The sequence below is a fragment of the Mucilaginibacter sp. OAE612 genome (assembly GCF_041806395.1).
Classification (GTDB): domain Bacteria; phylum Bacteroidota; class Bacteroidia; order Sphingobacteriales; family Sphingobacteriaceae; genus Mucilaginibacter; species Mucilaginibacter rubeus.
Genome location: NZ_JBGMUW010000001.1, coordinates 4,521,924 through 4,547,293, shown reverse-complemented (window position 1 = coordinate 4,547,293; position 25,370 = coordinate 4,521,924). Strand labels below are relative to the sequence as shown.

The window sequence follows — 25,370 nt, the reverse complement described above, 5'->3', positions numbered from 1 at the left end:
AAATCTAAAAAGAAAATGAAAACATATTTGTTGCCATCCATCAAGCTTACCTTAATACTGATAGTATTAACAGCAGGCATCTATCCTTTAGCTATAGCCGGTATAGGTAAATTTACCCCGGGTAAAGGTGATGGTGAAACCATTACATACAAAGGCCGTGTAGTTGGCTACGCCAACATTGGTCAAAAGTTTACTAAAGACGAGTATTTCTGGGGCCGTCCGTCAGCAGTTGATTATAATGCTGCCGGTTCAGGAGGCTCAAACAAAGGCCCGTCAAATCCTGATTACCTGAAACAGGTTGAAGGCAGGATTGAGGATTTCCTGAAACATAACCCTGGCATAACACGCTCACAAATTCCTGCCGAACTGGTTACAGCGTCAGGCAGCGGTTTGGACCCTGATCTTTCACCAGCCGGAGCAAAAGTACAGGTAGCCCGCGTAGCCAAAGTTCGCGGTTTATCTGCCGATGTCGTAAGTAAACTGGTTGATGAGCATACTGAGCAGCCTTTGTTAGGTTTGTTTGGTCCTGCTAAAGTGAATGTATTAAAGCTGAATGTGGCTTTAGATGGATTGAAGAAGTAAAAACCAGGCTGCCGCAGTTTTAGCGCAGCTCAAATCCTCGCCGGGGTTAGCAATAATTAGCAACGGCGAGGATACAAACACAATTTGGGTTACCAATAAGGAACCCGGAAATTTTAATACCTAACTTAAATGAAATTTTTCCTGCTATTGATATTTTCGATGTTAACCTGTGCTTTTATAGTTAAGGCTCAGGATACGGTCAAAACCACATCCGATGCGCCTTTGGTGGTTTATGGCTCGGTTGATACCTATTTTAAATATGATTTCGCAAACAGGGGATCGCAGATCCCGACGAGTTTTGCAACGGATCACAATTCAATTTCTATCGGGATGATAGATCTGGGTTTAAAGAAAAAGGTTGGCAGGGCCGCTTTTGTAGGCGAGTTATCATTTGGTCCGAGAGGACAAAGCCAGTCGATACCAAACGGATCTGATGGCGATTCGTATCATATTCAAAACTTGTATGTGGCTTATGATGTAACAGATAAATTTGTACTTACTGCCGGATATATGGCTACTTTTATAGGTTATGAAGTTGTGAGCCCGGTTGGCAATTTTAACTACTCAACCTCTTACCTGTTTACCAATGGCCCGTTTCAAAACGCGGGTTTTAAAGCCGCATATTCGTTTTCGGATAAAGTGAACGTGATGGCCGGTGTGTTTAATGATAATTGGAATTATTACCGGTCGTCAAATCAAGTAAACAGTTTTGGCGCTCAGCTAGTATTAAACCCGGTTAAGGGCTGGACCGCCTACTTAAACGTAATTACCGGAGGGATTGTAGGCACCGAGTTTGATTTAACAACTGCCTATCAAATAACAAACGCGTTTAAGCTGGGCCTGAACGCGGCCGACTTTTCGGCAAACAAAGGTGTTACCGGCGGTTTTTCGGGCGTAGCTTTGTATCCGCAACTGGCAGTTTCAAAATATGTTACACTTGGTTTAAGGGGCGAATATTTTAAGCATAAAACGGGTACTTATACCGCAATTGCAGGGCCGGCAAATGGTAAATCGGTTACAGCGGCAACGCTTACTGCTAACGTTAAAGCAGGCCCGTTAACATTAATACCCGAGGTGAGATTGGATCACGGATCGGTAGAGCAGTTTAAAGCACGCAATGGTGATCTGACAAAGTCTGCATCACAGTTTGTGCTGGCAGCCGTTTATGGGTTTTAGCAGCAATTAAATGCTTAACTATTACAGCAAATCCAGGCATCGTGACTAAAGCATGTGCAAAGTGAGCGGAAAGCCTGACCGGCATGGAACACCATAAAAACTAAAGGAAGATTCAAAGGCGACTTATGAATGAGGACACTAAAGAGCAATCTGTAGAGCATTTCCTGGAGCTGATCAAAAAATCGCGCCGCGGAAAGTTCAAGGTATATATAGGCATGAGCGCCGGTGTTGGGAAAACCTACCGGATGCTGCAGGAGGCCCAAACCTTGCTGCGCAATGGTATCGACGTGAAAATTGGCTACATCGAAACCCATAACCGTAAAGAAACCCATGCCTTACTGGAAGGTTTGCCTGTAATACCCCGCCGTAAACTGTTTTACAAGGGAAAGGAACTGGAGGAGATGGACCTGAAAGCTGTAATAAGCCTGCGCCCGGAGGTGGTGATTGTTGATGAGCTGGCGCATACCAATATTGAGGGTAGCAGCAATGAAAAGCGCTGGCAGGATGTGCTGGAGATTTTGAACGCGGGCATTAATGTGATCAGCGCGGTGAACATTCAGCACATGGAAAGCCTTAATGAGGAAGTGGAACGGATAACCGGTGCAACCATCCACGAGCGTGTACCCGATAAGGTTCTGCAACTGGCCGACGAGGTGGTAAACATCGATCTTACCGCCGATGAGTTGATTGAACGACTTAAAGAAGGCAAAATTTATGATGAGAAAAAGATCCCGACAGCGCTAAGTAACTTTTTCCAGGCGGAGCGGATCTTGCAGCTGCGGGAGCTGGCCCTGCGTGAGGTGGCCCACCAGGTGGAGCGGAAAATTGATATTGAGGTGCCCAAAACAATTAAGCTAAGGCCCGAGCTGTTTTTGGCTTGTATCAGTACTAATGATGAGTCAGCCAAGGTTATTATCCGTAAAACGGCGCGGTTATCGTCATACTATCGCTCCAAATGGTATTTGTTGTATGTGCAAACATCGCGGGAGAGCAGTGATAAGATTAACTTAGCCGCGCAAAGGCACCTTATTAACAACATGAAGCTGGCCACGCAACTGGGGGGCGAAGTGTTGAAGGTAAAAGACGATAATGTAGCCCGCACCATTTGGGAAACGGCCGAAAAATATGACATCACCACGATTTGCATTGGCAAGCCGCGGTTTAAATTTTACCAGCTTATCATGAAAACAGCGGTGTTTACACAGCTACTAAATAAAATGTCGAAAACTGATATTGACCTTGTAATACTTTCATAGCCATGACTATAAAAAATAAACTCCGGGCAGGAATAGGTTTCCTGTTTGTACTGGCAATAATTTGCTGCGGAATGTCGATATATTTCCTAAACCGGCTATCTGTCGACGCGGGGGCCGTATTAAAAGATAACTATAAAACAGTAAAGTATATGCAAAATATACTTACGGCTATTGATTTGCGCACCGACAAACTATCGGCAGACCAACAAAAAACGATAAATGACAATTTGGTATTGCAGGAACATAATATTACCGAGGTTGGCGAGCTGCAGCTTACTGATTCTTTGCGTGCTATTTTTGAACGTTTAACGCAGGAACCTGATAATAAAATAACCGAAGACGACTTACGCAATCGCCTGCACAGGCAGGTATATGGGATAATGAAGCTCAACATGGATGCCATCGCGCGAAAGAATGAGATAGCTAACACAACTTCAAAACGAGGGTCGTTGCTGGTGGCATTTTTAGGCGCGTTTTTGTTTTTGGTGGCATTCAGTTTCGCGGTTAATTTCCCGGGATACATCGCCAACCCAATTAAGGAGCTTACGGTCCGTATTAAAGAGGTATCAAACAAAAACTACCATCAGCAGATTCATTTTGAGTCGGACGATGAGTTTGGCGAACTGGGCCAGGCTTTCAATAACATGACCCGCAAGCTTGATGAGTTTGAAAACAGTAACCTGGCCAGTATCCTGTTTGAGAAAAAGCGGATTGAAACTATTATCAATTCCATGCATGATGCCATTATTGGTCTTGACGAAAAAGGTGTTATCATTTTTGCCAACCAGGTGGCCTGCAACCTGATCGGCATGAAGCCAGATCAGCTCAACGGTAAATACGCGCCAGATATTGCCATCGAAAATGACCTGATGCGCAAGCTGCTTGTTAATGACCAGGCAAAGCTTCGGATCTTTGCTGATGAGCGCGAAGGTTTTTATTCGCGCGAATCATTATCGGTAAGCAGCAGGGATAAAGTGATAGGCAAAGTGATTATCCTAAAAAATATTACCGAGTATCAACAGTTGGATGAGGCAAAAACTAATTTCATCGCTACCATATCGCACGAGTTAAAAACCCCTATCTCATCCATAAAAATGAGCCTGAAATTATTGGAAGATGAACGTATAGGCGAAGTAAATGCCGAGCAGCGCCAGCTGATAGGTAATATAGAAGACGATACCCGCCGCCTGTTGCTCATCACCGGCGAGCTGCTGGATATGGCACAGGTTGAAACAGGTAAATTACAACTTAACTTCGGCAGTACGCATCCTCAAAATATTGTGGATTATGCCGTAAAAGCCATTAAGTTTATAGCCGATCAAAAGCATGTAGAAATTAAGGTGAAATGCGATCAAAGCCTCCCCAAAGTACATGCCGATTTGGATAAAACAACCTGGGTGCTCATCAACCTGCTTTCGAATGCTATAAAATATAGCCACGAAAAATCGACAGTTGAACTGGTTGTTAAAAAACATAAGAACGATGAGATAGAGTTTTCGGTAACTGATCATGGCAAGGGAATAGAACAGCAATATCTGCCCCGTTTGTTTGAGCGCTATTTTAAGGTGCCTAATGCTACATCCGAGCAAAGCGGCACGGGTTTAGGCCTTGCCATCGCCAAGGATTTTATTGAGGCGCAAGCAGGTAAAATTAGCGTGGATAGTGAAATAGGTTCGGGCAGTACATTTTATTTTACATTAAAACGGGCGATAGCCGCGGCGTGAGCCATAACCCTTTTATCGGCAATTACCAACCGCCTTTAAACCCTTCGGTTAAGGCGTGTTGGTAATTTTCTATATCGAACGAATACAGGTACGGCGCCTTATGCGCACCGCCTTTACGTGGCTCTTCAGACCGGTTAAGGATGCCAAAAGCTAAGATCCGGCGTTGAAAGTTACGCCTGTCCAACTTTTTACCTAAAATGGCTTCATACAATTTTTGCAGCTCGGGCATGGTAAATTCTCTCGGCATCAGGTTGTAACCTATGGGTTGATAGTTAAGCTGCAGGCGCAAGGCATCCAAAGCGCTTTTATAAATATTTTCGTGGTCGAGCTGCATCTCGGGCATGTCATCCAGGTCGCGCCAGGCACAAAGCTCCGAAAACTGATCGGGGTGGGGTATAACGCCAAAAAAGTCGACCAGCGCGTAATAGCCAATAGATATAAACCGGCCAGAAAACCAGTTTTGTTCTTTTGGCAGCATATCGGCATACATATCGTTATGGACCTTTGAACGGTCGGGATCACCAAATACACGAAACTGCTGTAAAAATATTTTATCTAAACCGGTACGTTCCTGTAGTATCCTTACAGCGGCATTGTCTATCGGTTCTTCCTTAAGTACAAAACCGCCGGGCAAATACCACTTCTCTTCGTCATGGGTTTTTAATAGCAGCACTTTCATTTGCCCCTCATGAAATCCAAATACAACACAATCAATAGAAATGTGGTTTACGTAATTTTTGCGGGCATCCTCGCTGTACTCAATAAGTTGCTGTTTACTTAACATTTGTGCTATTGTACAAATAAAGTTTGATTTTTTAATTATAATATTTACAATTGTGTACTTAATACACTATGATAAATGCCGTAGCATCCTGTTTCTAAAATTGTCAAAAATATTTAAAGGCGCAATGAAATGCTCTGATTATTAGTCATATTTGTTAACCAATTATTTACTACCCACATAAATTAAAAAATGAAAAAGTATTTTTCAAGTCGGCTTGTTATAGCCATTACGCCACTTTGCTTGGCGTTGATGCCTTATAATAAGGTATTGGCCCAAAGCAAAACCGAAGATGCAAAAATGAATGCCTATGTTAAAGGCCTGATGAGTAAAATGACACTCGATGAAAAAATTGGGCAGTTAAACCTGGTAACCATCGGAGCGGCAACAACAGGATCGGTAGTAAATAAAGGGGTTGAAGAAAATATAAAAAATGGATCAATTGGTGGAGTGTTTGGTGTTTGGGGTACAGCACAAACCCGCCAGATCCAGGATATAGCCGTTAAAAACTCAAGGCTGCACATTCCGCTTATTTTTGGTTTGGACGTGATCCACGGTCACCGTACTATTTTCCCTATCCCCTTGGGCATGTCGGCAACGTGGGACATGGGCCTGATCAAACAGTCGGCACAAATTGCAGCTAAAGAAGCAACCGGCGAAGGTTTGAACTGGGTGTTTTCGCCAATGGTTGATATTGCCCGCGACCCGCGCTGGGGCCGTATTTCTGAAGGCTCGGGTGAAGACCCATGGTATGGTTCACAAGTGGCAAAAGCTATGGTGCAGGGTTACCAGGGTACCAGTATGAAAGATGCCGATGCCGTGATGGCCTGCGTTAAACACTTTGCACTTTACGGTGGCGCAGAAGCCGGCCGTGAGTATAACACAGTTGATATGAGCCGCATTAAAATGTACCAGGATTACCTGCCGCCATATAAAGCAGCAGTTGATGCCGGTGCGGGCAGTTTCATGAGTTCATTTAATACAGTTGATGGTGTGCCTGCAACAGTTAACCAATGGTTGTTAACCGATTTATTAAGAAAACAATGGGGTTTTAAAGGTTTCGTGGTATCTGATTATACCGCTGTAAACGAAGTGACAGATCATGGCCTTGGCGATTTGCAAACAGTATCTGCCCTTGCGCTGAAAGCCGGCTTGGATATGGATATGGTAGGAGAGGGGTTCTTGAAAACGTTGAAAAAGTCACTTACACAAAAGAAAATCACCCAGCAGGAAATTGACCAGGCCTGCCAGCGTGTATTGGAAGCTAAGTACAAATTAGGTTTGTTTGATAACCCTTACAAATCGATGGATGCCGGTAAAGAGGCTAAAGAAGAGCTATCAGTTGCGAACCGCGCAGCTGCAAGAGAGATTACTAAACATTCCTTCGTATTATTAAAAAATGATAATCAAACGCTTCCGCTTAAAAAAGGCGGTAGCATCGCATTGGTAGGCCCATTGGCCGATAATCACCGCGATATGCTGGGTACATGGGTTATTGCCGGCGAGTGGCAAAAATCGGTGAGCGTAATGGAAGGTATTAAAAATGTTGTGGGTAACAATGTTGCCATTAACTATGCTAAAGGTGCTAATGTAACTGAAGATAGTTTGTTTATTAAAAGGCTGAACTTTGGTCCCGGAATGGTTTCTTTAGATGCTAAGCCGGCTGACGAATTATTGAAAGAAGCGGTTGACGCTGCTAAAAAATCGGATGTGATTGTGGCTGTTGTTGGTGAATCCCAAAGCATGTCGGGCGAATCGTCAAGCCGCTCGGATATCGATATTCCCGAAAGCCAGAAAAACATGCTGAAGGAACTTTCAAAACTGGGCAAACCGATGGTGATTGTGCTGTTTAACGGTCGTCCGCTTACCCTAACCTGGGAAGATAAGCATGCTAACGCGATACTTGACGTTTGGGCGCCCGGCACCGAGGCCGGTAACGCCATCGCCGATGTATTATTTGGCGACTATAACCCGGCCGGTAAATTAACTGCTACATTTCCGCGCAGCGTAGGGCAAATACCTATTTATTACAACCACAAAAACACGGGCAGGCCATACAAAGGCGGTCCTTCAAAATTCAGGTCAAATTATCTTGATATTTCAAACGATCCGCTTTATCCGTTTGGTTACGGCTTAAGCTATACCACCTTTAACTACAGCGCTGTTAGCGTAAGCAAAACCAAATTAAAAGGTAATGAAACCTTAACGGCTACTGTTACAGTAACCAATACGGGTAAATATGCGGGGGAAGAAGTGGTACAGTTATATATAAGCGATCCTGTAGCAAGTATCAGCCGTTCGGTAAAAGAGCTTAAGGGTTATCAAAAAATAAGCCTTAAGCCGGGTGGGTCAAAACAGGTAAGCTTCACTATTACTCCGGAGCTATTGAAGTTTTATAACACGCAGCTTAAGTATGACTGGGAACCAGGCGAATTTGTAGTTGAAATAGGAACCAACTCGGCCGATACGCATAATACATCGGTTTGGTGGGCTAAATAGTGCCATTTAAAGTGTAATACATTTTTAGCACTTTGTTAAAAATAGTAAAGGTATTTTTTGATGCACGAAAATATCTGAACGGCACCGGTAAGTAAAGTTTACCGGTGCCGTTTTGTTTTGGAAAAAGTGTATAAAATGTTGTATAATGGCGTGAAATCGATTGTAATAAATGTAATCTGAACATTTATTGTTTGAAAAGTACTGCTTGGGTAAATGTATATTTAACATTTATTATTGTATAATTAATAATAAATGTTGACCTGACAGTATTTGCAAAGTATAATGATATTTTAACACTTTGGTAAATTATGGCAGGGAGGGCCCGCACATTAAACTAAGGGCAAAATATTTAAGATAACAGCTCGGTTGGGGTAATATTTATTGTTTCAACAACTTTTTTGCACTGGTTACAGAATAATAGCAACACTTTTACAATACGATATTTTTAAAAAAGTAGGCCATGTGTTAGCAATGTATTAATGAAATATTCTCAATTTGTAATTTTAGTGGATAAATCGACCTATAAATAATTAATTTGTAAATCTACCTATTTTACTTGTGTATACAGTACACACTAATTACATTAGTTCCATAGCCAATATAAATTTCTGTTTTGGCAGAAATCGTTCAAAATCTAATATTATTATAACATTTTAACTTTAATGTTGCTTCGGTTGCGGTAGCATAAAAAAGGTGACTACACGGATAAAAAGTTTAAAAAAAATTATACGAGAGAAGTTCATATGATAAAACTTTTACATTTTTTACTTTCCAACACTTCATCTTCCATTAATCTGTTTAACAGAGCTTATCTCACAATCGCTCAGTTCAAACAGGCTACCCGCAAGTGTGCAATTTTCTATTTTAAAACTTAGCAATACCAATTATCGACTTAAAAGCTTAAATCAAATATATTAATCAACTAAATCTCAATCTCATGTTTAAAAGTTTACTCCTAAAAGGAAGATACTTGGGTTTGCTGCTATGCTGCCTGGTATCTTCATTGGTAGTTACAGCACAAACAAAGTACAAAGGTAAAGTTATCGGCTCCGACGATAAATTACCTGTTGTTGGCGCTTCTATACGCGTCAAAGGTACAAGTACAGGTACTGTAACTGATGTTAATGGTGAATTCACCTTAACCCTAAGCCCGGGCAATACACTGGTAGTATCTTACATCGGTTATCAAACTACCGAAGTCAAGGTAGGTACCGATGTAAACCTTCGGGTTACGCTACAATCAGGCAGCAGCACGCTTAATGAGGTGGTTGTTACTGGTTACGGTTCACAACGTAAAAAGGACATTACAGGTTCGGTAGCGGTTGTTAACGTGGCGAGTTTAAAAACTGTGCCTTCTGGTAACACAACCTCTTTACTTCAGGGCCAGGCAGCCGGTGTAACAGTTACCAATTCCGGTAACCCGGGTGGGGGAACATCTGTTAATATTCGTGGTATCAGTTCTATTTACAGCACAGCCCCGCTGGTAATTATTGACGGTACACAAGGTAACCTTGATAACGTTAACCCTAACGATATCGAATCAATCCAGGTATTAAAAGATGCCGGTGCTGCGTCGGTTTATGGCGTACGTGGTTCAAACGGTGTAGTTGTAGTAACTACTAAAAAAGGTAAATCTGGTGTTGCCACTATAACTTATGATGGCATGTATGGTACCCAAAGGCCGCTTGCGGATGGTTTTAAACTTGCGGGCACTCAAACTTATATGCAAGCGGTGTATGAATCATTTAAAAATTCAAATGCGCTTACTACAAATACCCAGTTTGATCCAAAGAACACTAAAACCTGGACAATACCTGATTTCATACAGCCTGCAGGTGCGCATGTAGGTGATCCTGGTACTACCGCTGACTGGTACAACCTGAACACACTTACCGGGAAACCGTTGAACCCCGACCGTTTGGGTCCGAACGGCATAGATAAGCTGGATGTAAATAATATTACCAGGGCAAATAAAGTAGGTACAGATTGGTTTCATGAAGTGTTTAAACCTGCACCTATACAAAGCCATAACATTACTGCAAGCGGTGGTAGCGAAAAATCGACTTATTTGTTCTCGATAGGTTACTATAATCAACAGGGTACGCTTATTGATACTTACATTAAGCGTTATTCATCAAGAATTAATACCAATTTTAATGTTGGAAAAAATATTCGTGTAGGTGAAAACGCATACATCTTCTACAAAAGAAATCCCAATGTAAGCAACAACCAAAATGAAGGCAACGGCATATCATATATTTATCGCGAACCACCTATAATTCCGGTTTACGATATCATGGGCAACTATGCGGGTACACGGCCTGGGTCTTTGGGTAACTCAAGCAATCCGGTTGCCCGTCAGGAACGTACAAAAAACGACAGGAACAACAACTGGGATATTACCGGTAACGTATTTGCTGAGGTTGACTTCCTGAAACATTTCACTGTGCGCACCCAGTTTGGTGGAACGGTAGATAACTACTACTACTACTACTTTACTCCAACCGCGTATGAAAACTCTGAAGGTAATACCACCAACAATTCGTTCACTGAGGTTGCAGGCTATAACAGCTCATACACATGGACCAATCAATTAAGCTACAACCAGCAATTTGGCAAACACAGTATTAAAGCTTTCGTTGCAACTGAGGCTATTACAAATTATGGCCGTGGTATAAGAGCTGGTAATACTACCTATGCGCTAAGCTATGATCCTAACTACGTAACTGTAGAAAATGGTGATGGTACACCAACAAACGCTGTCGACCAGCTTTACAACAACACATTATATTCACAATTCGGTCAGGTTAACTATAACTATGATGAAAAATATTATATCAGTGGTATTATTCGTCATGATGGTTCATCGTTCTTTGCTCCTGGCCATCAATATGGTACGTTTGGTTCAATAACTGGTGCATGGCGTATTTCTAAAGAAAACTTCCTGAAAAACGTAAGCTGGCTGAATGACTTAAAAATCAGGGGAGGTTACGGAACCCTGGGTTCGTTATCGGGTGTTAATCAGCGCCAAAGTAATGCTTATAGTTTATACGCAAAATCAAATGGTAATGCTAACTACGATATAACAGGTACAGGCAACTCAACCTTAACCGGTTTATATAAATCTCAAATTGGTAATGAATCAACAACCTGGGAAACTGATAAGGTGACCAACGTTGGTTTTGATGCAACTTTTATCAATAACAAGTTTACCCTTTCTGTGGAGTTGTATAAAAAAGATATATCTGGCTTACTATTCCCTTCATCATTGTTCGCACCGCAAGGTGGCGCATCTGCACCTTATGTAAACGGTGGTAACATCAGTAACAAAGGTATTGATATTGACTTCGGTTACCACGGTACGGCGGGTAACGGATTGAGATATGACATAGGATTAAATTTTAGCCATTACAAAAATAAAATGGTTGCTTTGGGTGGTGGCCTGAAATATAAAGACTACAACAGCTCAGGCTCAACCCGTTTGCAAAATTTTGTTAGGTTGCAGCCAGGCCAACCTGTAGGTGAGTTTTTTGGTTATCAGGTATCGGGCTTATTTCAAAACCAAGCCGAAGTTGATGCTGCGCCAGCCCAGCCTGGTAAAGCACCTGGTGCATTCAGATATGTGGATGTAGACCATAATGGCACCATTGATGATAAGGACAGGACGTTTATAGGCAATCCTAACCCTAAATTTACCGGTGGTTTAACCTTAGGAGCAAGCTACAAAGGTTTCGACTTTAATGCGTTCTTCTACGGTACTTATGGTAATAAAGTAGTTAATTATATTAAATACTGGACTTATTTCCCTCAGGTGTTTAACGGCAACGTAAGCGCCGACATTTTAGGTCCTAATGTTTGGCGCGAAGGTGCTGATAACAGCCATGCAACTGTACCTCAGTTAAGCAGAAATGCCAACTTAAGTACTTCGAGCGTATTCAACTCATTTTATGTTGAAAATGGATCTTACTTAAGACTTAAATCATTGACATTAGGCTATACTATTCCTCAATCAAAAATTAAAAGTTTAGGTGTCAGCAGAATAAGGGTATATTTATTAGCCAATAACTTATTTACCATAACAAAATACAAAGGTTTAGATCCCGAGCTTCAAAATTCAAACTTACAGGATAACACCAGCTTCGGAATTGATTTCGGTAACTATCCTGCAAATCAGAAAATTTATAACGTTGGTGTAAACGCAACATTCTAATACTAATAGTTATATTATCATAAAAGTTATGAAAAAATTAAACATAAAAGTAATTATACCATTAGCCGTATTGTTAGTGTGTATGGTTTACGCCTGCCAGAAGGATATTTTGAACAGGCCTATACAACGCTCGTTAAGCCCGAGTATCGTAGCTAATAAAACAGGTGTTGAGAGTTTGCTTATAGGCACTTATTCATTGCTTGATGGTGTAGGCGGTCGCGGCGGCGGTATTAACGCGGCCGGTTCTAACTGGTTATTTGGCAGCGTGGCTGCCGGAGATGCCTATAAAGGCTCTGAACCATCAGACGGCGGTAACGACGCGTTGCCGGTGGGTAATTTTACATTAGCAACCTCAAATCCGTATATCACTTCAAAGTATACATTATGCTTTGATGGTGTGGCCCGTGCAAATGACGTTTTGCGTACGCTTGCCCTTGCGAAAGATATAGGCGCTGATGATGTTAAAAGGATAACTGGTGAAGCTAAATTTTTAAGAGCGTATTATTATATGGAGCTTAAAAAAATGTATAACATGATTCCTTATGTTGACGAAACTGCCACCAATTACAACTTGCCTAACGACAAGGATATATGGCCAAATATTGAAGCTGATTTGCAAGCCGGTATTGACAATATTCCTGTTACCCAGGCACAAAAAGGCCGCGCTAATAAATGGGTTGCCGTTGCATATTTGGCAAAAGCAAAAATGTTTCAGCATAAATTTTTAGAAGCCAAGAAGCTGTTTGATGACTTAATACCAAACGGGATAAAAGGTGACGGTAGCAAGTTTGCGTTAAACGTGAACTTTCAAAGGAACTTTAGTCCGCAGGCTGCCCAAAAAAATAGCCCCGAATCAGTTTTTGCAGCACAGGCTTCGGTAAATGATAACTCGGGTGGTAACAATGGTAATACCGGTGATGAGCTTAACTTTCCCTATACCGGAGGCCCTGGCGCTTGCTGCGGCTGGTTTAATCCATCTCAATCACTGGCTAACTCATTTAAAACGGATGCCAGTGGTTTGCCGTTGTTTACTACTTTTAATGATGGTCAATTAGTTAGTGGAAAGACTAATCCATATACCGGTACTGTAGATCCTCGTATTGATATCACCATGGGCCGCCCAAATATTCCGTATCTTGATTGGGGTAATCCTCCGGCTGCCTGGATCCGTGACCCTACAGACGGTGTATTTAACCCGCGTAAAAACGTTTACTCGTCTGCCGAAAAAGGTACCAATTCAAGTACCGAAAACTATTGGGCAGCTAACGAGGTTACTTCAAATAACGTAAACCTGATGCGTTGGAGTGATGTACTTTTAATGGCTGCTGAAGCCGAAGTTGAAGTTGGGGATGTTAATAAAGCTTTGGATTATGTGAACCTAGTCCGTAACCGTGCTGCCGGCAGTTCATGGTGGGTTTACAAAAACTCTGCTTATGATCCCTCAAAATCTGAGTATACAGTTAAAACTACTCCGGCTGATAATTATCTGATCAAACCTTACCCTGCCGGTGTGTTTGCTGATAAAAATTATGCGCGTACAGCCATACATTTTGAGCGTAAGCTTGAACTGGCGATGGAAGGTCAGCGTTTCTTTGACTTACAACGCTGGGATCAGGGTACTGGAAGCATGGCAAATGAGATCAACGCCTTCTTTGCATATGATATCAATATCAACCTACAGCTAAAAGGCGCTCATTTCACCAAAGGCAGAAACGAATACTATCCAATTCCGCAAAGTGAAATTGATTTGTCTGCATCAACCGGACAAGGTGTATTGAAACAAAACCCTGGTTATTAATTAACCATTGATTTTAAATATTTAACTTTAGGTGGAGATAGTTATCTCCACCTTTTTTTATAGTTTACTAACCAATAATGAAGTATACCCTTCCCTTTATATGCCTGGTTGCCGTTTTATTTAGTGCCTGTAAAAAAGCTACACTTTTTGAACAGGTACCTTCTTCGCACTCGGGTATCACCTTCAATAATAAAATCGTTGAAAATGACACCATAAACCCGCTTACCAAACTTAACCTGTATAATGGCGGTGGCGTGGGCATAGGCGATTTTAATAATGATGGCCTGCAGGATATCTACTTCGTAGCCAATACTACATCAAATAAGCTATACCTTAACAAGGGCGATATGAAATTTGATGACGTTACCGACGTAGCCGGTGTAAAGGGGAGTGGCGGCTGGGGCAGGGGAGTGGCTGTTGTTGATATCAACAACGACGGCCTTATGGATATATATGTGTGCTATACTTTGCTTGATGATTCGGTTAAGCGCACTAATCTGCTTTATGTAAACCAGGGAATAGGTAACGACGGCGTACCGCGCTTTAAAGAAATGGCTAAAGCGTATGGCCTCAATGTAAAACTTCACTCAACCATGGCGTCGTTTTTTGATTATGATAACGATGGCGACCTGGATATGTACCTCACCGTTAATGAGGCTGTAGCCGGAGATAATCAAAGTACTTTCAGGCCGATAATAACTAATGGAAGTCACCGGAGTACCGGGCAGCTTTACCGCTGCGACTGGGATCCGGCGTTAAAACACCCGGTTTATACCAACGTATCCAAACGGGCAGGCATTGGGACCGAAGGCTATGGACATGCTGCCACCATTGTAGATATTAACCGAGATGGCTGGAAAGACATTTACGTAACCAACGATTTTTTAACCGATAACATTTTATACATCAATAACGGCGACGGCACTTTTAGAGATAAAGTGAAGGAGTATTTTAAGCACACCGCCTTCAGCTCCATGGGGCAGGATATTGAGGATGTAAACAACGATGGTCTTGCCGATGTTTTTGAGGTTGACATGAACCCCGAGGATAACTACCGTAAAAAGATGTTCATGCCGCCTAATAATTACCAGATATTTCAAAATTTCGACAAGTATCAATATCAATATCAATACACCCGTAATACTTTACAATTAAACAACGGCCCGCGAATTGGCGGTAATGATTCTATTGGCGACCCCTCATTTAGCGATGTGGCTTTTTTAAGTGGTGTTGGACAAACAGACTGGAGCTGGGGACCCATGATAACCGATTTTGATAATGACGGGTATCGCGATATTGTAATAACCAATGGCTATCCGCGCGATGTAACCGATCATGATTTTATAACTTTCAGGCAAATGGCCTATTCGGTAGCGTCAACCCAACAGGTGCTTGACCAAATCCCGATTGTGAAAATACCCAACTATGCTTTCCGCAATACCAATGGTGTGCAGTTTGAAGATGTAACCCAAAGCTGGGGACTTGATGCTCCCTCGTTTTCAAACGGATGTGCCTATGCCGATCTGGATAATGACGGCGCAATGGATATGGTGATCAACAATATTAATGATGAAGCCATGGTGTACAGAAACACCTCCCGTAATAAAGCAACAAACAGTAGTAACTACTTACATATACAGTTTCACGGCGGTACTAAAAACCTGAACGGTCTTGGTGCTTTTGCCGATATTTATTACGATCACGGCAAACATCAATATTATGAAAATACACCTTACCGTGGTTATTTATCAACCATACAGGATATCGCCCACTTTGGCCTGGGTAACATATCTCAACTCGATTCGGTAGTGATCCGCTGGGATAACGGTGAAAAACAGGTGCTTACCCATGTTAAAACGAATCAAACACTCCAGGTTAAAATTGGCGATGCGAAGCTTAATTATACCAATAAACAGCCCTCTGTTGATAACACTGCGTTGTTTAAAGATGTCACTCAATCGGCAGGAATAACCTATAAACATAATGATCAGGATTATATCGATTTTAATGTTCAGAAACTGCTTCCGCATAAACTGTCGGAATATACGCCGGCCGTAGCGGTTGGCGATGTAGATGGTAACGGCATTGATGATATGGTGGTAGGCGGCACTACAAAATATCCGGCTCAGTTATTATTGCAGCAAGCCAGCGGAAAATTTATTCAGCGCGATTTAGTGCCTCAACCTAAAACTATCATCCCGGTTGGAAATCCCAACGATATGGCACATATGATATCGCCTGTAAGAGTGAAAGACGAAGGTATGTTGCTTTTTGATGCCGACGGCGATGGCGACCTTGATCTGTACGTTGCCAGCGGCGGTTATGAAAGCGAGCCTGGTTCATCAAATTACCAGGACAGGCTTTATGTTAACGATGGTAAAGGCAACTTCAAACTGCAACCCGATGCCCTGCCTAAAAACTTTACCAGCAAACTGTGTGTAAAAGCAGCAGATATAAACCGCGACGGCAAAATGGATCTGTTTATCTCCGGCCGTGTGGATCCCTGGAACTATCCTAAGCCGGTTTCAAGTTTTATTTTGCGTAACGATAGCAAGAACGGCGTTATCAAATTTACCGACGTATCCGCATCAGCGGCAAAAGAATTGAATAATATAGGTTTGGTTTGCGATGCCACATTTACCGATTTTAATAATGACGGATGGCCCGACCTGATTCTTACCGGCGAATGGATGCCGATCACATTCCTTAGAAACGATCATGGCATATACAAAAATGTAACGCAAAGCACCGGCGTTGAAAATAAGCTTGGTTGGTGGAATACAATTGCCTCAGGCGATTTTGACCACGACGGCGATACAGATTATGTTGTAGGTAATACCGGCCTCAATACTTTTTATAAAGCAACCGATCAATACCCGATTTATATTACTGCTAAGGATTTTGATAAGAATGGCAGCTACGATGCTTTCCCCTCTGTTTTCCTGAAAGATCAGCAGGGCCAATTGCAGGAATTTCCGGCTTTCGGGCGCGACGATATTGTGAAGCAAATGATCAGCATGCGTATCAGATTCCAGAATTATAGGTCATTTGCAACAGCGACAATGGATTCGGTGATAACCCCAAAAATGCGTGAGGGGGCATTGCGTTTAAAAGTGAACTACCTGCAATCGGTATACTTACGCAATGACGGGGGAGGGAAGTTTACGGCTATTCCGCTGCCGGTTGAAGCGCAAATGTCTGAACTATGTGGCATTACCGTTGATGATTTTGATGGAGATGGCAACCTTGATGTTGCACTGAACGGCAATGACTACGGCACCGAGGTTGCAACCGGCCGTTACGATGCTTTTAATGGCTTATTGCTAAAGGGAGACGGCAAGGGAGGTTTTAAACCGCTCAGCATTATGCAAAGCGGTATTTATATTCCTGGCAATGGCAAGGCCCTGGTTAAGCTTAAAGGAGCCCATGGTAACTACCTGTTGGCAGCTACTCAAAATCGTGACAGTATGAAATTGTTTGAGCTGAAACGGCCAGTTAAAACCTATAATCTGGAGCCGCTTGATGCATTTGCAACCATAAAATACAAAAATGGTAAAACTGCTAAACAGGAGTTTTATAATGGTAATTCTTTCTTGTCGCAATCGGGCAGATTCATTAATATTGATGATAACATGGCATCGATAACTGTAACCGATAGTTATGGCCATCAACGTAATGTACCAATTAAATAAACTATTATAAATGAGATGCTTTAAAATATTTATAGCCGTTGCGGGTTGTGCCCTTGTTTTAGGTTGCGGTAGTAAGCCTAAAAAAACACCGATGATGAAAGATGCTGATGTTATACATAACAACATTGATCAGCTTACGCAGGTTATTATTTATGATGTGTTCAGCCCTCCCGTAGCAAGCCGTATTTATGGATATACCTCGCTGGCTGCTTATGAGGCAATACGTTATTCTAATCCCGGATACAATTCAATTACAGCTCAGCTGCGGGGCTTTGGTAAACCTCCCGAACCAAAGGCAGGGGTAAAGTATAATTATACGCTTGCGGCTACATCAGCGTTTTTTGCAGTAGCTCATAAGGTTACCTTCTCTATCGATTCGCTCAAAAAATATGAGGCCAAGGTTTACGCCATGTATAAAGACAACATGGATGATTCAACCTATGCCCGCTCAATGGCATTTGGCGAAAAAATTGGCAAGTACATCTTAAAAAGAGCAGCAGTTGATAATTATCCCCAAACCCGTGGCAAGCCAAGGTTTTTGGGCAACGATAATCCGGGTAACTGGCATCCTACTCCTCCCGATTACCTGGATGGTGTTGAGTTTTGCTGGGGTACTATGCATACTTTCGCCGTTGACACCTCAACCATGTTCCCTTTGCCTCCGCCACCTGCTTTTAGCGAGGATAAAAACAGCGAGTATTTTAAACAAACAATGGAGGTGTATAACCAAAGCAAAAACATTACGCCCGAGCAAAAAACTATTGCAAAGTTTTGGGATGATAATCCTTTTGTTATTGAGCATAATGGCCACATGATGTTTGCCAACAAGAAAATCACCCCGGGCGGTCACTGGATCGGCATAACCGCAATTGCCTGCAAGCAAACCCATGCTGATGTTGTAAAAACTGCGCAGGCTTATGCGCTTACCTCAATAGCTTTGTTTGATGCTTTTATTTGCGGCTGGCAGGTTAAGTATGAAACTAATTATATAAGACCGGTAACCATTATCAATGATAAAATTGACCACGACTGGCTGCCAATGCTGCAAACACCGCCATTTCCTGAGTATCCGAGCGGCCACAGCGATATCAGTGGCGCGTCGGCTGTGGTGCTTACGCATTTATTTGGCGATAACTTTGCCTATCAGGATACCAGCGATCTGCGTTATATAGGCATGCAGCGCCATTTCGACTCATTTTTGAAAGCTGCCGACGAAACTTCAATAAGCAGGTTTTATGGTGGTATACACTTTCGTAAAAGTGTTGATCTGGGCGCTGTACAGGGCAGGCAGGTAGGCGAATACATTTGGAAAAAATTAAAACTTAAAAATTAAGGGCTGAGCTATTTTATGAATTTTAAAAAAAGCTTATTAACCATATCATACCTTTTTTCATTCTCTGCATTAGTGGCCGGTTTAACGCTCATGAATAGCTGTAAGCGTAAACCGGCATATCAACCTTATAAATTTACCGGGGACGTGATGGTTGACGGTAAAAACCTGGTGCAATTAAAGTGCACCCGCTGCCACTCGTTGGTGCCTGTTGATGCATTACCTAAAGATGTATGGCTTAACCACACACTGGTTAATATGGCGCCGCTGCTGCATATTTCAACTTATGGCGGTTCGTCATACTATAAAAATAATCCGCTTGATACCAGTGGTGCAACCATTGCTGAGTGGACAGCTATTTTAGATTATTATAAAAAAGCTGCACCCGATACCTTGCTGCCGGCTAAAAAGCCCATTCCATTAATAAATGATTGGGCCGGCTTTACGCTTAAAAAGCCTGCACGGGTAGGTTATACCGCTTTTACTACTATGCTTGCTGCCAATGCAGCTACAGGGCGTATGTATAGTGCCGACGCTGTGGATGAAAAATTGTATACCTGGGACAGTAATTTAAAAATGGACTCCCTCGCCAAATTTCCATCAGCCGCAGTTGGGGTTAGTTTTGACAAGGATAGTGCCGGGAATAATATAGGCTTTTTCGCCTGTATTGGGCGTATGGCACCGGTTGATTTTCCGAATGGTAAAGTAGTTAAAGTGAACCTTGATGCGCAGCATGTTAATAACGAGCAAACTTACCTTGCATCTGATTTGCCCCGGCCTGTTGGCACAATAACAGGCGATTTTAATAAGGACGGTTTGCAGGATGTTGTAGTTTGCGGTCAGGGCAAATTTAAAGGAGGCGTTTACCTGCTTAAGCAAAATAAGGATCATACGTATGAGCAACAAACCATTTATGACAAGCCGGGCGCTGCACAAGCTTTAGCCGGCGATTTTAACAACGATGGCTGGACAGATGTAATGCTGTTAACCGGAAGCGGCGATGAAGGCCTTTGGTTGTTGTTGAATGATCAAAAAGGAGGATTTACAACCCGGAACCTGCTACATTTTCCGCCGGTTTATGGTTCAAGCAGTTTTCAATTGGTTGATATGGATCATGACGGCAAACTTGACCTGGTACTAACCTGCGGCTACAACTACCGTGATTCGAGGATTCTGAAACCTTACCACGGCTTATACATTTTTACCAATACGGGCGACTGGAACTTTAAACAACGCTGGTTTTACCCTATAAACGGTTGTACCAAAGCCATTGCCACTGATTTTGATGGTGATGGCGATATCGATATTGCTACGATAGCTTTCTTTGCCGATATGAAAAATACGCCTGCCGAAGAGTTTGTTTACTTTGAACAGGCTAAACCTTTAGATTTTAAACCTCATGCTTTGCCGATTAGCAACCTTGGTCATTGGATGTGTATGGAAATGACCGACCTGAACAAGGACGGCAAACCCGACATTGTATTAGGTAATTATGCAGATGGTTTTATGTTCCAGGATGGTTTTAAACCTAACTGGGATCAGCACCTGCCATTGATAATGCTTGAAAATCACACCAAAAAGTAAAGCGATACCGAACTGTATGAGGAAAGCAGGAGGGGTGAGCATAATAAAACGAAACGTATTGTTGCTGACTATAATATTCGCAGCTGTTGTTATTGCCGCATTGAATAGTTGCGGCGATAATGAACCGAGCGACGAAGAACTTTTGGCCGACGCTAAAAAAACGGCGTTCCAACATTGCGGCAGCTGCCATGAACCACCCGATGCTTCTTTACTGGATAGTGCCACCTGGGACAAGCACATATTACCGGCCATGGGAGCAAAACTTGGCATGCGCTCCTTTATGGACCAGTATATAGCAGGTCCGGGGGCCACGCTGTCTCTTGCTGACTGGACAAAGATTGTTGTGTACTATAAGTACGCCTCACCCAAAAAACTAAAAATTCCCAAACCGGATGCTTTACTCGATTCGGCTATATTTTCGGTGAAAAGACCTGTTAATGTTGACACAAAATCAGGGGAGGCCATGACCACCATGGTTAAGTTTAATGATGTTGATAAGCACTTTTATACAGGAGATGCCGGCAATAAGCTTTACCGCTGGAATAGTGACCTTACAGCTACCCTGATAAAAAAATTCCATTCGCCAATAACCGATGCTACCTTTTATCAATCGGCAACCGAACCTAACAGCGTCGTAGTTACCTGCATCGGGATACTTCCGCCTAATGATCAACTCAAAGGAACCTTAACACATATTAATCTCGACAAGAAATCAAAAGATACCACCCTAATGGCCGATAGTCTGCCACGCCCGGTTAAAAGTGGGACGGCCGACTTTAACAAAGATGGCCTGATGGATTATGTTAGTTGCGGTTTTGGCCGCGACCGGGGTGGTTTGTTCCTATTACAGCAACAAACTAATCATACATTCAAAAGAAAGATCATCCGTGCAGTTCCTGGTCCTGAAATAGTTTATACCGGTGATTTTAACGGCGATGGCTGGCCTGATATTGCCTGCCTGTTTGCCCAGGCCGATGAAGGGATCTGGCTGTTTCTGAACGATAAAAAGGGAGGATTTACTACCCAAAATATCATACGTTTTCCATCTGTATATGGGTCGAGCAGTTTCCAGTTGGTGGATGTTAACAATGACGGCAAACTCGACATTGTATATACCTGCGGCGATAACAATGATTACTCGCCTATATTTAAGCCCTATCATGGAGTTTATATATTTACCAATCAAGGCAACTGGAAATTTATACAAACCTACTTTTACCATATCAACGGCTGCTCCAAAGCAATAGCCGCCGATTTTGATAAGGATGGAGATCTTGATCTTGCTGTAATAGCTTTCTTTCCTGATTATAAATATCATCCTACCGAAGGTTTTACCTATCACGAGCAGGTTAGTCCGGGAAAGTTTAAAGTACACGAGGTTCCGGTTAATTTATTAGGCCGTTGGATTTCGATGGAAGCCGGTGATATTGATGGCGATGGCGATACCGATCTGGTTTTGGGCAATTTTTCGGTAGGGGCGCAGGGCCTGATGAACCAAAAGGATTATAAACCCAACTGGGATATGTACGAGCCAATTATTGTACTGCAGAATAAAACAATCAAGAAGTAGGGTTTCATTAACCGTTTTAACAAGGACAGAGGTTGTCTTGATAAGAAACTGGTAAATTGATTACTAAAGCCCCAAAACGTATCATTTGTACAATAAATTGATAAATAAGTACCGCTGTATCTGGTTGTATGTTAAGTAGTTTTACCATACTTATTTATTGATATACTAAATGAACAAAAGTATCCGCTCTGCTTTAAGTGTTATGGCAGCCTGTGTTTTGCCCGCCATTGTTTCGGCACAATCAGGAGTTGTAAAACAAGTTAAATTAAGCAATTTCGATCTGCAATTATCGGCTTTGGTAAGTGCACCAGGCACTGAACTTTCCAATACACAATACCACTCGCCGGTATACTGGTTTCCTGTAAAAGTACCATCTACAGTACTCACCGGACTGGTAGCCAATCACATTTATCCAGACCCATACCAGGGCCTTAATAATATGCTGATCCCCGATGCCTCCGATCAGTTTAATAAAGAATATAATCTGGTACAATACAGTCATTTATCCAATGACCCTAATCCCTGGAAAAAACCATACTGGTACCGCACTACTTTTAAAGTGCCTGCCGCAGATAAAGGCCGTCGTTTCCAATTGATCTTTAAAGGTATCAACTACCGAGCAGCTGTATGACTTAACGGCAAGCAAATTGCCGACAGTACCCAGATGGCTGGTATGTTTGCTGAACATAACCTCGATGTGAGTGGTGTGGTTAAAGCGGGTGTCGAAAATGCTCTCGCCGTAAAAATTTATCCGCTTGATTATCCGGGATATCCTGCAAAGGAGCAGTTGAAAGCCCTCGGTCCGTTTTATGAAAATGGGGGCCCAACGGGTGATATTGGCAAAAACGTAACTATGCTTTGCTCATCAGGATGGGATTGGATCCCGCCCGTGCGCGACCGTAATATGGGGATCTGGCAGCCGGTGTTTTTACGCACAAGTGGCGCGGTAACTATCGGCAGGCCAAAACTGGTTACGGATCTGCCAAGCCTACCTGATACCGGTACAGCCAAGCTTTCATTAAATCTGACATTAACCAATAATACAACTGCAACACATGGCGGTAAACTAATCATCAGTATAAAGCCCGAAAATTTTGCAGGCACACCGGTTTTGTTTAGCCAGCCTGTAGTGGTACCGGCGGGTGAAGAAAAAGCGGTCGACTTAAATGCCGATAAGATTAGCCAGCTGATAATCCATCAGCCTAAATTATGGTGGCCTAACGGTTATGGTAAAGCAAACTTATACCGGATCCGTATGCAATACGCTGAAGGGAATACTGTAAGTGACGATACCACTTTTGTATTTGGCATCCGCAAGGTGGCCTCAAAAGCCGAAACTACAGCCAATGGTTTTGTACGCCGTAAGTTTTATGTTAATGGGAAGGAAGTGCATTTGGTAGGTGGCGCCTGGGTACCGGATATGATGGTGAACCGCGATTCGGCCCGTTATGATTATGAGATGCACCTGTGCCGCAATGCTAATGTTAACCTGGTACGTATTTGGGGCGGTGGCGTTACTGAGCCGGACGCTTTCTGGAATGCTGCCGATAAATACGGGCAGATGGTATGGTCGGATTTTTGGATCACCGGCGATACCCAGGGCGAATTTAAAGGTTCGCCTGATTGGCCGCTGGCAGGTAACGTATTCATCAAAAACGTAGAAAGTACCATCTATCGCATCCGTAACCATCCGAGTTTATTGGTATGGACAGGAGGGAACGAAGGCCATGCCCGTAAAGAGCTATATGATGTAATGCGTAATGATATCATCACTTTAGATGGTACGCGTCCGTTCATTCCAAGTTCATCGGGTTTTGCCAAACTGCCTGCCGGCTGGAAGGGCTCGTGGCCTGATGAGATGCCATCGGGTGTTTACAGCGGTGGCCCGTACGAGTGGAAGGATCCTAAAGACTATTATAAGCTGGCCGATGATGCTAAGGATTGGGTATTTAAGGATGAAACAGGCTTACCGTCGCAGCCGCCTTATACTACCCTGCCAAAGATCATCCCTAATTTGGTTTGGGATACAAATTTGCCATTCCCGCTTAATAATTCATGGGGCTACCATGACGCGGCAACCGGAGCCGGTAAATATGATAAGTATTATGAAGAAATGACCAAAAGGTATGGCAAACCAAGTAGCATCGTTAATTTTTCGGACAAGATGCAGCTCATGAACGCCGTAGGCTACCAGGGTATTTTTGAAGCCGATGGTCATAAACTGAACGAAACCGGCGGCGTAATGCTCTGGAAGTTAAATGCGGCCTTGCCAAGTGTAATATGGCAGATCTACGATTGGTACCTTGAACCTAACGCAGGCTACTATACAATGCAAAATGCTTGCGAACCTGTTCACATTCAATATAATTATGATAATTCATCGATAGCTGTCATCAACCGTACGCACCATGCAACAGGCAGCTTAACTGCAACGGCCGATATTTATGATATCAACAGTAAACTGATAAAATCAGAAAAGGTTGGCAATGTAGGATTAGCACAAACCGGAGTTAAGGAAGTGATCCAGCTCAAAGATGCACTTGCCAATACCAAAGGCGTAAGCTTTGTTGTATTAAACTTAACTAATGCCACAGGCAAAAATGTATCACATAATGTTTACTGGTTATCGGCCACTGATGACTTTACATCATTGAATGATATGAAACATGCGCAGGTACAAGGCAAAGTGATCAAAGCTGAAAAAGGAGTAAGTGAAAATAAATGGACTATGCAGTTCACCAATAACTCCAATCAACTGGCATTTTTTGTCCGCCCGCAATTGATGAAAAACGGTGAGGAGGTAATGCCAAGCTACTGGACAGGCAATTACTTTAGCTTGGCGCCGCGTGAAAGCATCACGGTATCCGTTAGCGCTCCTGTAGCCAAATTGGGCATGGTAAAACCAACGATATTACTTGAAGGCTGGAATTTGGATAAGCAGGTGATAACGCTACCGTAAAACTTTTTAAACTTAATATTCTCGCAAAGGCGCGAAGACGCAAAGATTTTTTCTTAGCGGCTTTGAGCCTTTGCTTTTTGTCTTTGGCGCAAGTCTTGTGTGCTTGGATAGTGGTTGGGGGGACTTGTGCCGCGTTCTGTTTTCAAAGTTAAATTTTGTTTAAGAATGACTTGTCATACAGGCGGAGCTTTAAAAATCTGCTTATCTTG

The 25,370-nt window shown here is 42.7% G+C and carries 14 protein-coding genes and 1 pseudogene; 14 read left to right on the top strand and 1 reads right to left on the bottom strand.

Annotated features, from left to right (window positions below; translation table 11 throughout):
• Nucleotides 1-15: 15 nt before the first annotated feature.
• The 4 genes from ABID99_RS18900 to ABID99_RS18885 all read left to right on the top strand — a co-directional run bounded on the left by ABID99_RS18900 (nucleotide 16) and on the right by ABID99_RS18885 (nucleotide 4,738).
• Entirely contained in the window at nucleotides 16-582 is a 567-nt protein-coding gene (locus ABID99_RS18900) for a K(+)-transporting ATPase subunit C (protein WP_373614767.1), read from the top strand.
• Between the two features lie 129 nt (nucleotides 583-711).
• Nucleotides 712-1,758, top strand: coding sequence for a porin (locus tag ABID99_RS18895; RefSeq protein ID WP_373614766.1), 1,047 nt, complete (start codon nucleotides 712-714; stop codon nucleotides 1,756-1,758).
• A 125-nt stretch (nucleotides 1,759-1,883) separates the two neighbouring features.
• Nucleotides 1,884-3,014 carry a sensor protein KdpD gene (locus ABID99_RS18890; RefSeq protein ID WP_373614765.1) on the top strand — a complete coding sequence of 377 codons (1,131 nt, stop codon included), beginning with the start codon at nucleotides 1,884-1,886 and terminating at the stop codon, nucleotides 3,012-3,014.
• Nucleotides 3,015-3,016: 2 nt separating this feature from the next.
• Nucleotides 3,017-4,738 carry an ATP-binding protein gene (locus ABID99_RS18885; RefSeq protein WP_373614764.1) on the top strand — a complete coding sequence of 574 codons (1,722 nt, stop codon included), beginning with the start codon at nucleotides 3,017-3,019 and terminating at the stop codon, nucleotides 4,736-4,738.
• A 22-nt stretch (nucleotides 4,739-4,760) separates the two neighbouring features.
• Here ABID99_RS18885 and ABID99_RS18880 read toward each other — a convergent pair whose 3' ends face one another.
• Entirely contained in the window at nucleotides 4,761-5,522 is a 762-nt protein-coding gene (locus tag ABID99_RS18880) for an NUDIX domain-containing protein (RefSeq protein WP_090531523.1), read from the bottom strand.
• A 189-nt stretch (nucleotides 5,523-5,711) separates the two neighbouring features.
• Between ABID99_RS18880 and bglX the strand changes: the two genes are divergently transcribed.
• The 10 genes and pseudogenes from bglX (at nucleotide 5,712) to ABID99_RS18830 (ending at nucleotide 25,161) form a co-directional block, all read left to right on the top strand.
• The gene (bglX, locus tag ABID99_RS18875; RefSeq protein ID WP_188833034.1) at nucleotides 5,712-8,018 is read left to right on the top strand and encodes a beta-glucosidase BglX; all 2,307 of its coding nucleotides are present in this window, start codon (nucleotides 5,712-5,714) and stop codon (nucleotides 8,016-8,018) included.
• A gap of 937 nt (nucleotides 8,019-8,955) precedes the next feature.
• Nucleotides 8,956-12,228 (top strand): TonB-dependent receptor, encoded by a 3,273-nt coding sequence (locus ABID99_RS18870; RefSeq protein WP_090531529.1) that lies wholly within the window; start codon nucleotides 8,956-8,958, stop codon nucleotides 12,226-12,228.
• Nucleotides 12,229-12,256: 28 nt separating this feature from the next.
• Nucleotides 12,257-14,026, top strand: coding sequence for a RagB/SusD family nutrient uptake outer membrane protein (locus ABID99_RS18865; protein WP_090531531.1), 1,770 nt, complete (start codon nucleotides 12,257-12,259; stop codon nucleotides 14,024-14,026).
• Nucleotides 14,027-14,103: 77 nt separating this feature from the next.
• A complete protein-coding gene (locus tag ABID99_RS18860; RefSeq protein WP_373614763.1) occupies nucleotides 14,104-17,718 on the top strand; it encodes a VCBS repeat-containing protein in 3,615 nt (1,204 codons plus the stop codon).
• Nucleotides 17,719-17,728: 10 nt separating this feature from the next.
• On the top strand, nucleotides 17,729-19,051 hold the full coding sequence (locus ABID99_RS18855) for a vanadium-dependent haloperoxidase (protein ID WP_373614762.1): 1,323 nt from the start codon (nucleotides 17,729-17,731) through the stop codon (nucleotides 19,049-19,051).
• Nucleotides 19,052-19,066: 15 nt separating this feature from the next.
• Nucleotides 19,067-20,632: an FG-GAP repeat domain-containing protein gene (locus tag ABID99_RS18850; RefSeq protein WP_373614761.1), complete on the top strand. Its 1,566-nt coding sequence runs from the start codon at nucleotides 19,067-19,069 to the stop codon at nucleotides 20,630-20,632.
• A gap of 16 nt (nucleotides 20,633-20,648) precedes the next feature.
• On the top strand, nucleotides 20,649-22,202 hold the full coding sequence (locus ABID99_RS18845) for an FG-GAP repeat domain-containing protein (RefSeq protein WP_373614760.1): 1,554 nt from the start codon (nucleotides 20,649-20,651) through the stop codon (nucleotides 22,200-22,202).
• A gap of 169 nt (nucleotides 22,203-22,371) precedes the next feature.
• Complete coding sequence (locus tag ABID99_RS18840) at nucleotides 22,372-22,833, top strand: hypothetical protein (protein WP_373614759.1); 462 nt, start codon at nucleotides 22,372-22,374, stop codon at nucleotides 22,831-22,833.
• A gap of 12 nt (nucleotides 22,834-22,845) precedes the next feature.
• Nucleotides 22,846-23,109, top strand: a pseudogene (locus ABID99_RS18835) (hypothetical protein); the annotation flags it as partial.
• On the top strand, nucleotides 23,107-25,161 hold the full coding sequence (locus tag ABID99_RS18830) for a glycoside hydrolase family 2 TIM barrel-domain containing protein (protein WP_373615915.1): 2,055 nt from the start codon (nucleotides 23,107-23,109) through the stop codon (nucleotides 25,159-25,161). The pseudogene ABID99_RS18835 and the gene ABID99_RS18830, both read left to right, overlap by 3 nt.
• Nucleotides 25,162-25,370 lie beyond the last annotated feature (209 nt).

Coding starts and splice junctions, on each gene's coding strand:
- ABID99_RS18900 (WP_373614767.1), top strand. CDS start 16: ATGAAAACATATTTGTTGCCATCCATCAAGCTTACCTTAATACTGATA.
- ABID99_RS18895 (WP_373614766.1), top strand. CDS start 712: ATGAAATTTTTCCTGCTATTGATATTTTCGATGTTAACCTGTGCTTTT.
- ABID99_RS18890 (WP_373614765.1), top strand. CDS start 1,884: ATGAATGAGGACACTAAAGAGCAATCTGTAGAGCATTTCCTGGAGCTG.
- ABID99_RS18885 (WP_373614764.1), top strand. CDS start 3,017: ATGACTATAAAAAATAAACTCCGGGCAGGAATAGGTTTCCTGTTTGTA.
- ABID99_RS18880 (WP_090531523.1), bottom strand. CDS start 5,522: ATGTTAAGTAAACAGCAACTTATTGAGTACAGCGAGGATGCCCGCAAA.
- bglX (WP_188833034.1), top strand. CDS start 5,712: ATGAAAAAGTATTTTTCAAGTCGGCTTGTTATAGCCATTACGCCACTT.
- ABID99_RS18870 (WP_090531529.1), top strand. CDS start 8,956: ATGTTTAAAAGTTTACTCCTAAAAGGAAGATACTTGGGTTTGCTGCTA.
- ABID99_RS18865 (WP_090531531.1), top strand. CDS start 12,257: ATGAAAAAATTAAACATAAAAGTAATTATACCATTAGCCGTATTGTTA.
- ABID99_RS18860 (WP_373614763.1), top strand. CDS start 14,104: ATGAAGTATACCCTTCCCTTTATATGCCTGGTTGCCGTTTTATTTAGT.
- ABID99_RS18855 (WP_373614762.1), top strand. CDS start 17,729: ATGAGATGCTTTAAAATATTTATAGCCGTTGCGGGTTGTGCCCTTGTT.
- ABID99_RS18850 (WP_373614761.1), top strand. CDS start 19,067: ATGAATTTTAAAAAAAGCTTATTAACCATATCATACCTTTTTTCATTC.
- ABID99_RS18845 (WP_373614760.1), top strand. CDS start 20,649: ATGAGGAAAGCAGGAGGGGTGAGCATAATAAAACGAAACGTATTGTTG.
- ABID99_RS18840 (WP_373614759.1), top strand. CDS start 22,372: ATGAACAAAAGTATCCGCTCTGCTTTAAGTGTTATGGCAGCCTGTGTT.
- ABID99_RS18830 (WP_373615915.1), top strand. CDS start 23,107: ATGGGGATCTGGCAGCCGGTGTTTTTACGCACAAGTGGCGCGGTAACT.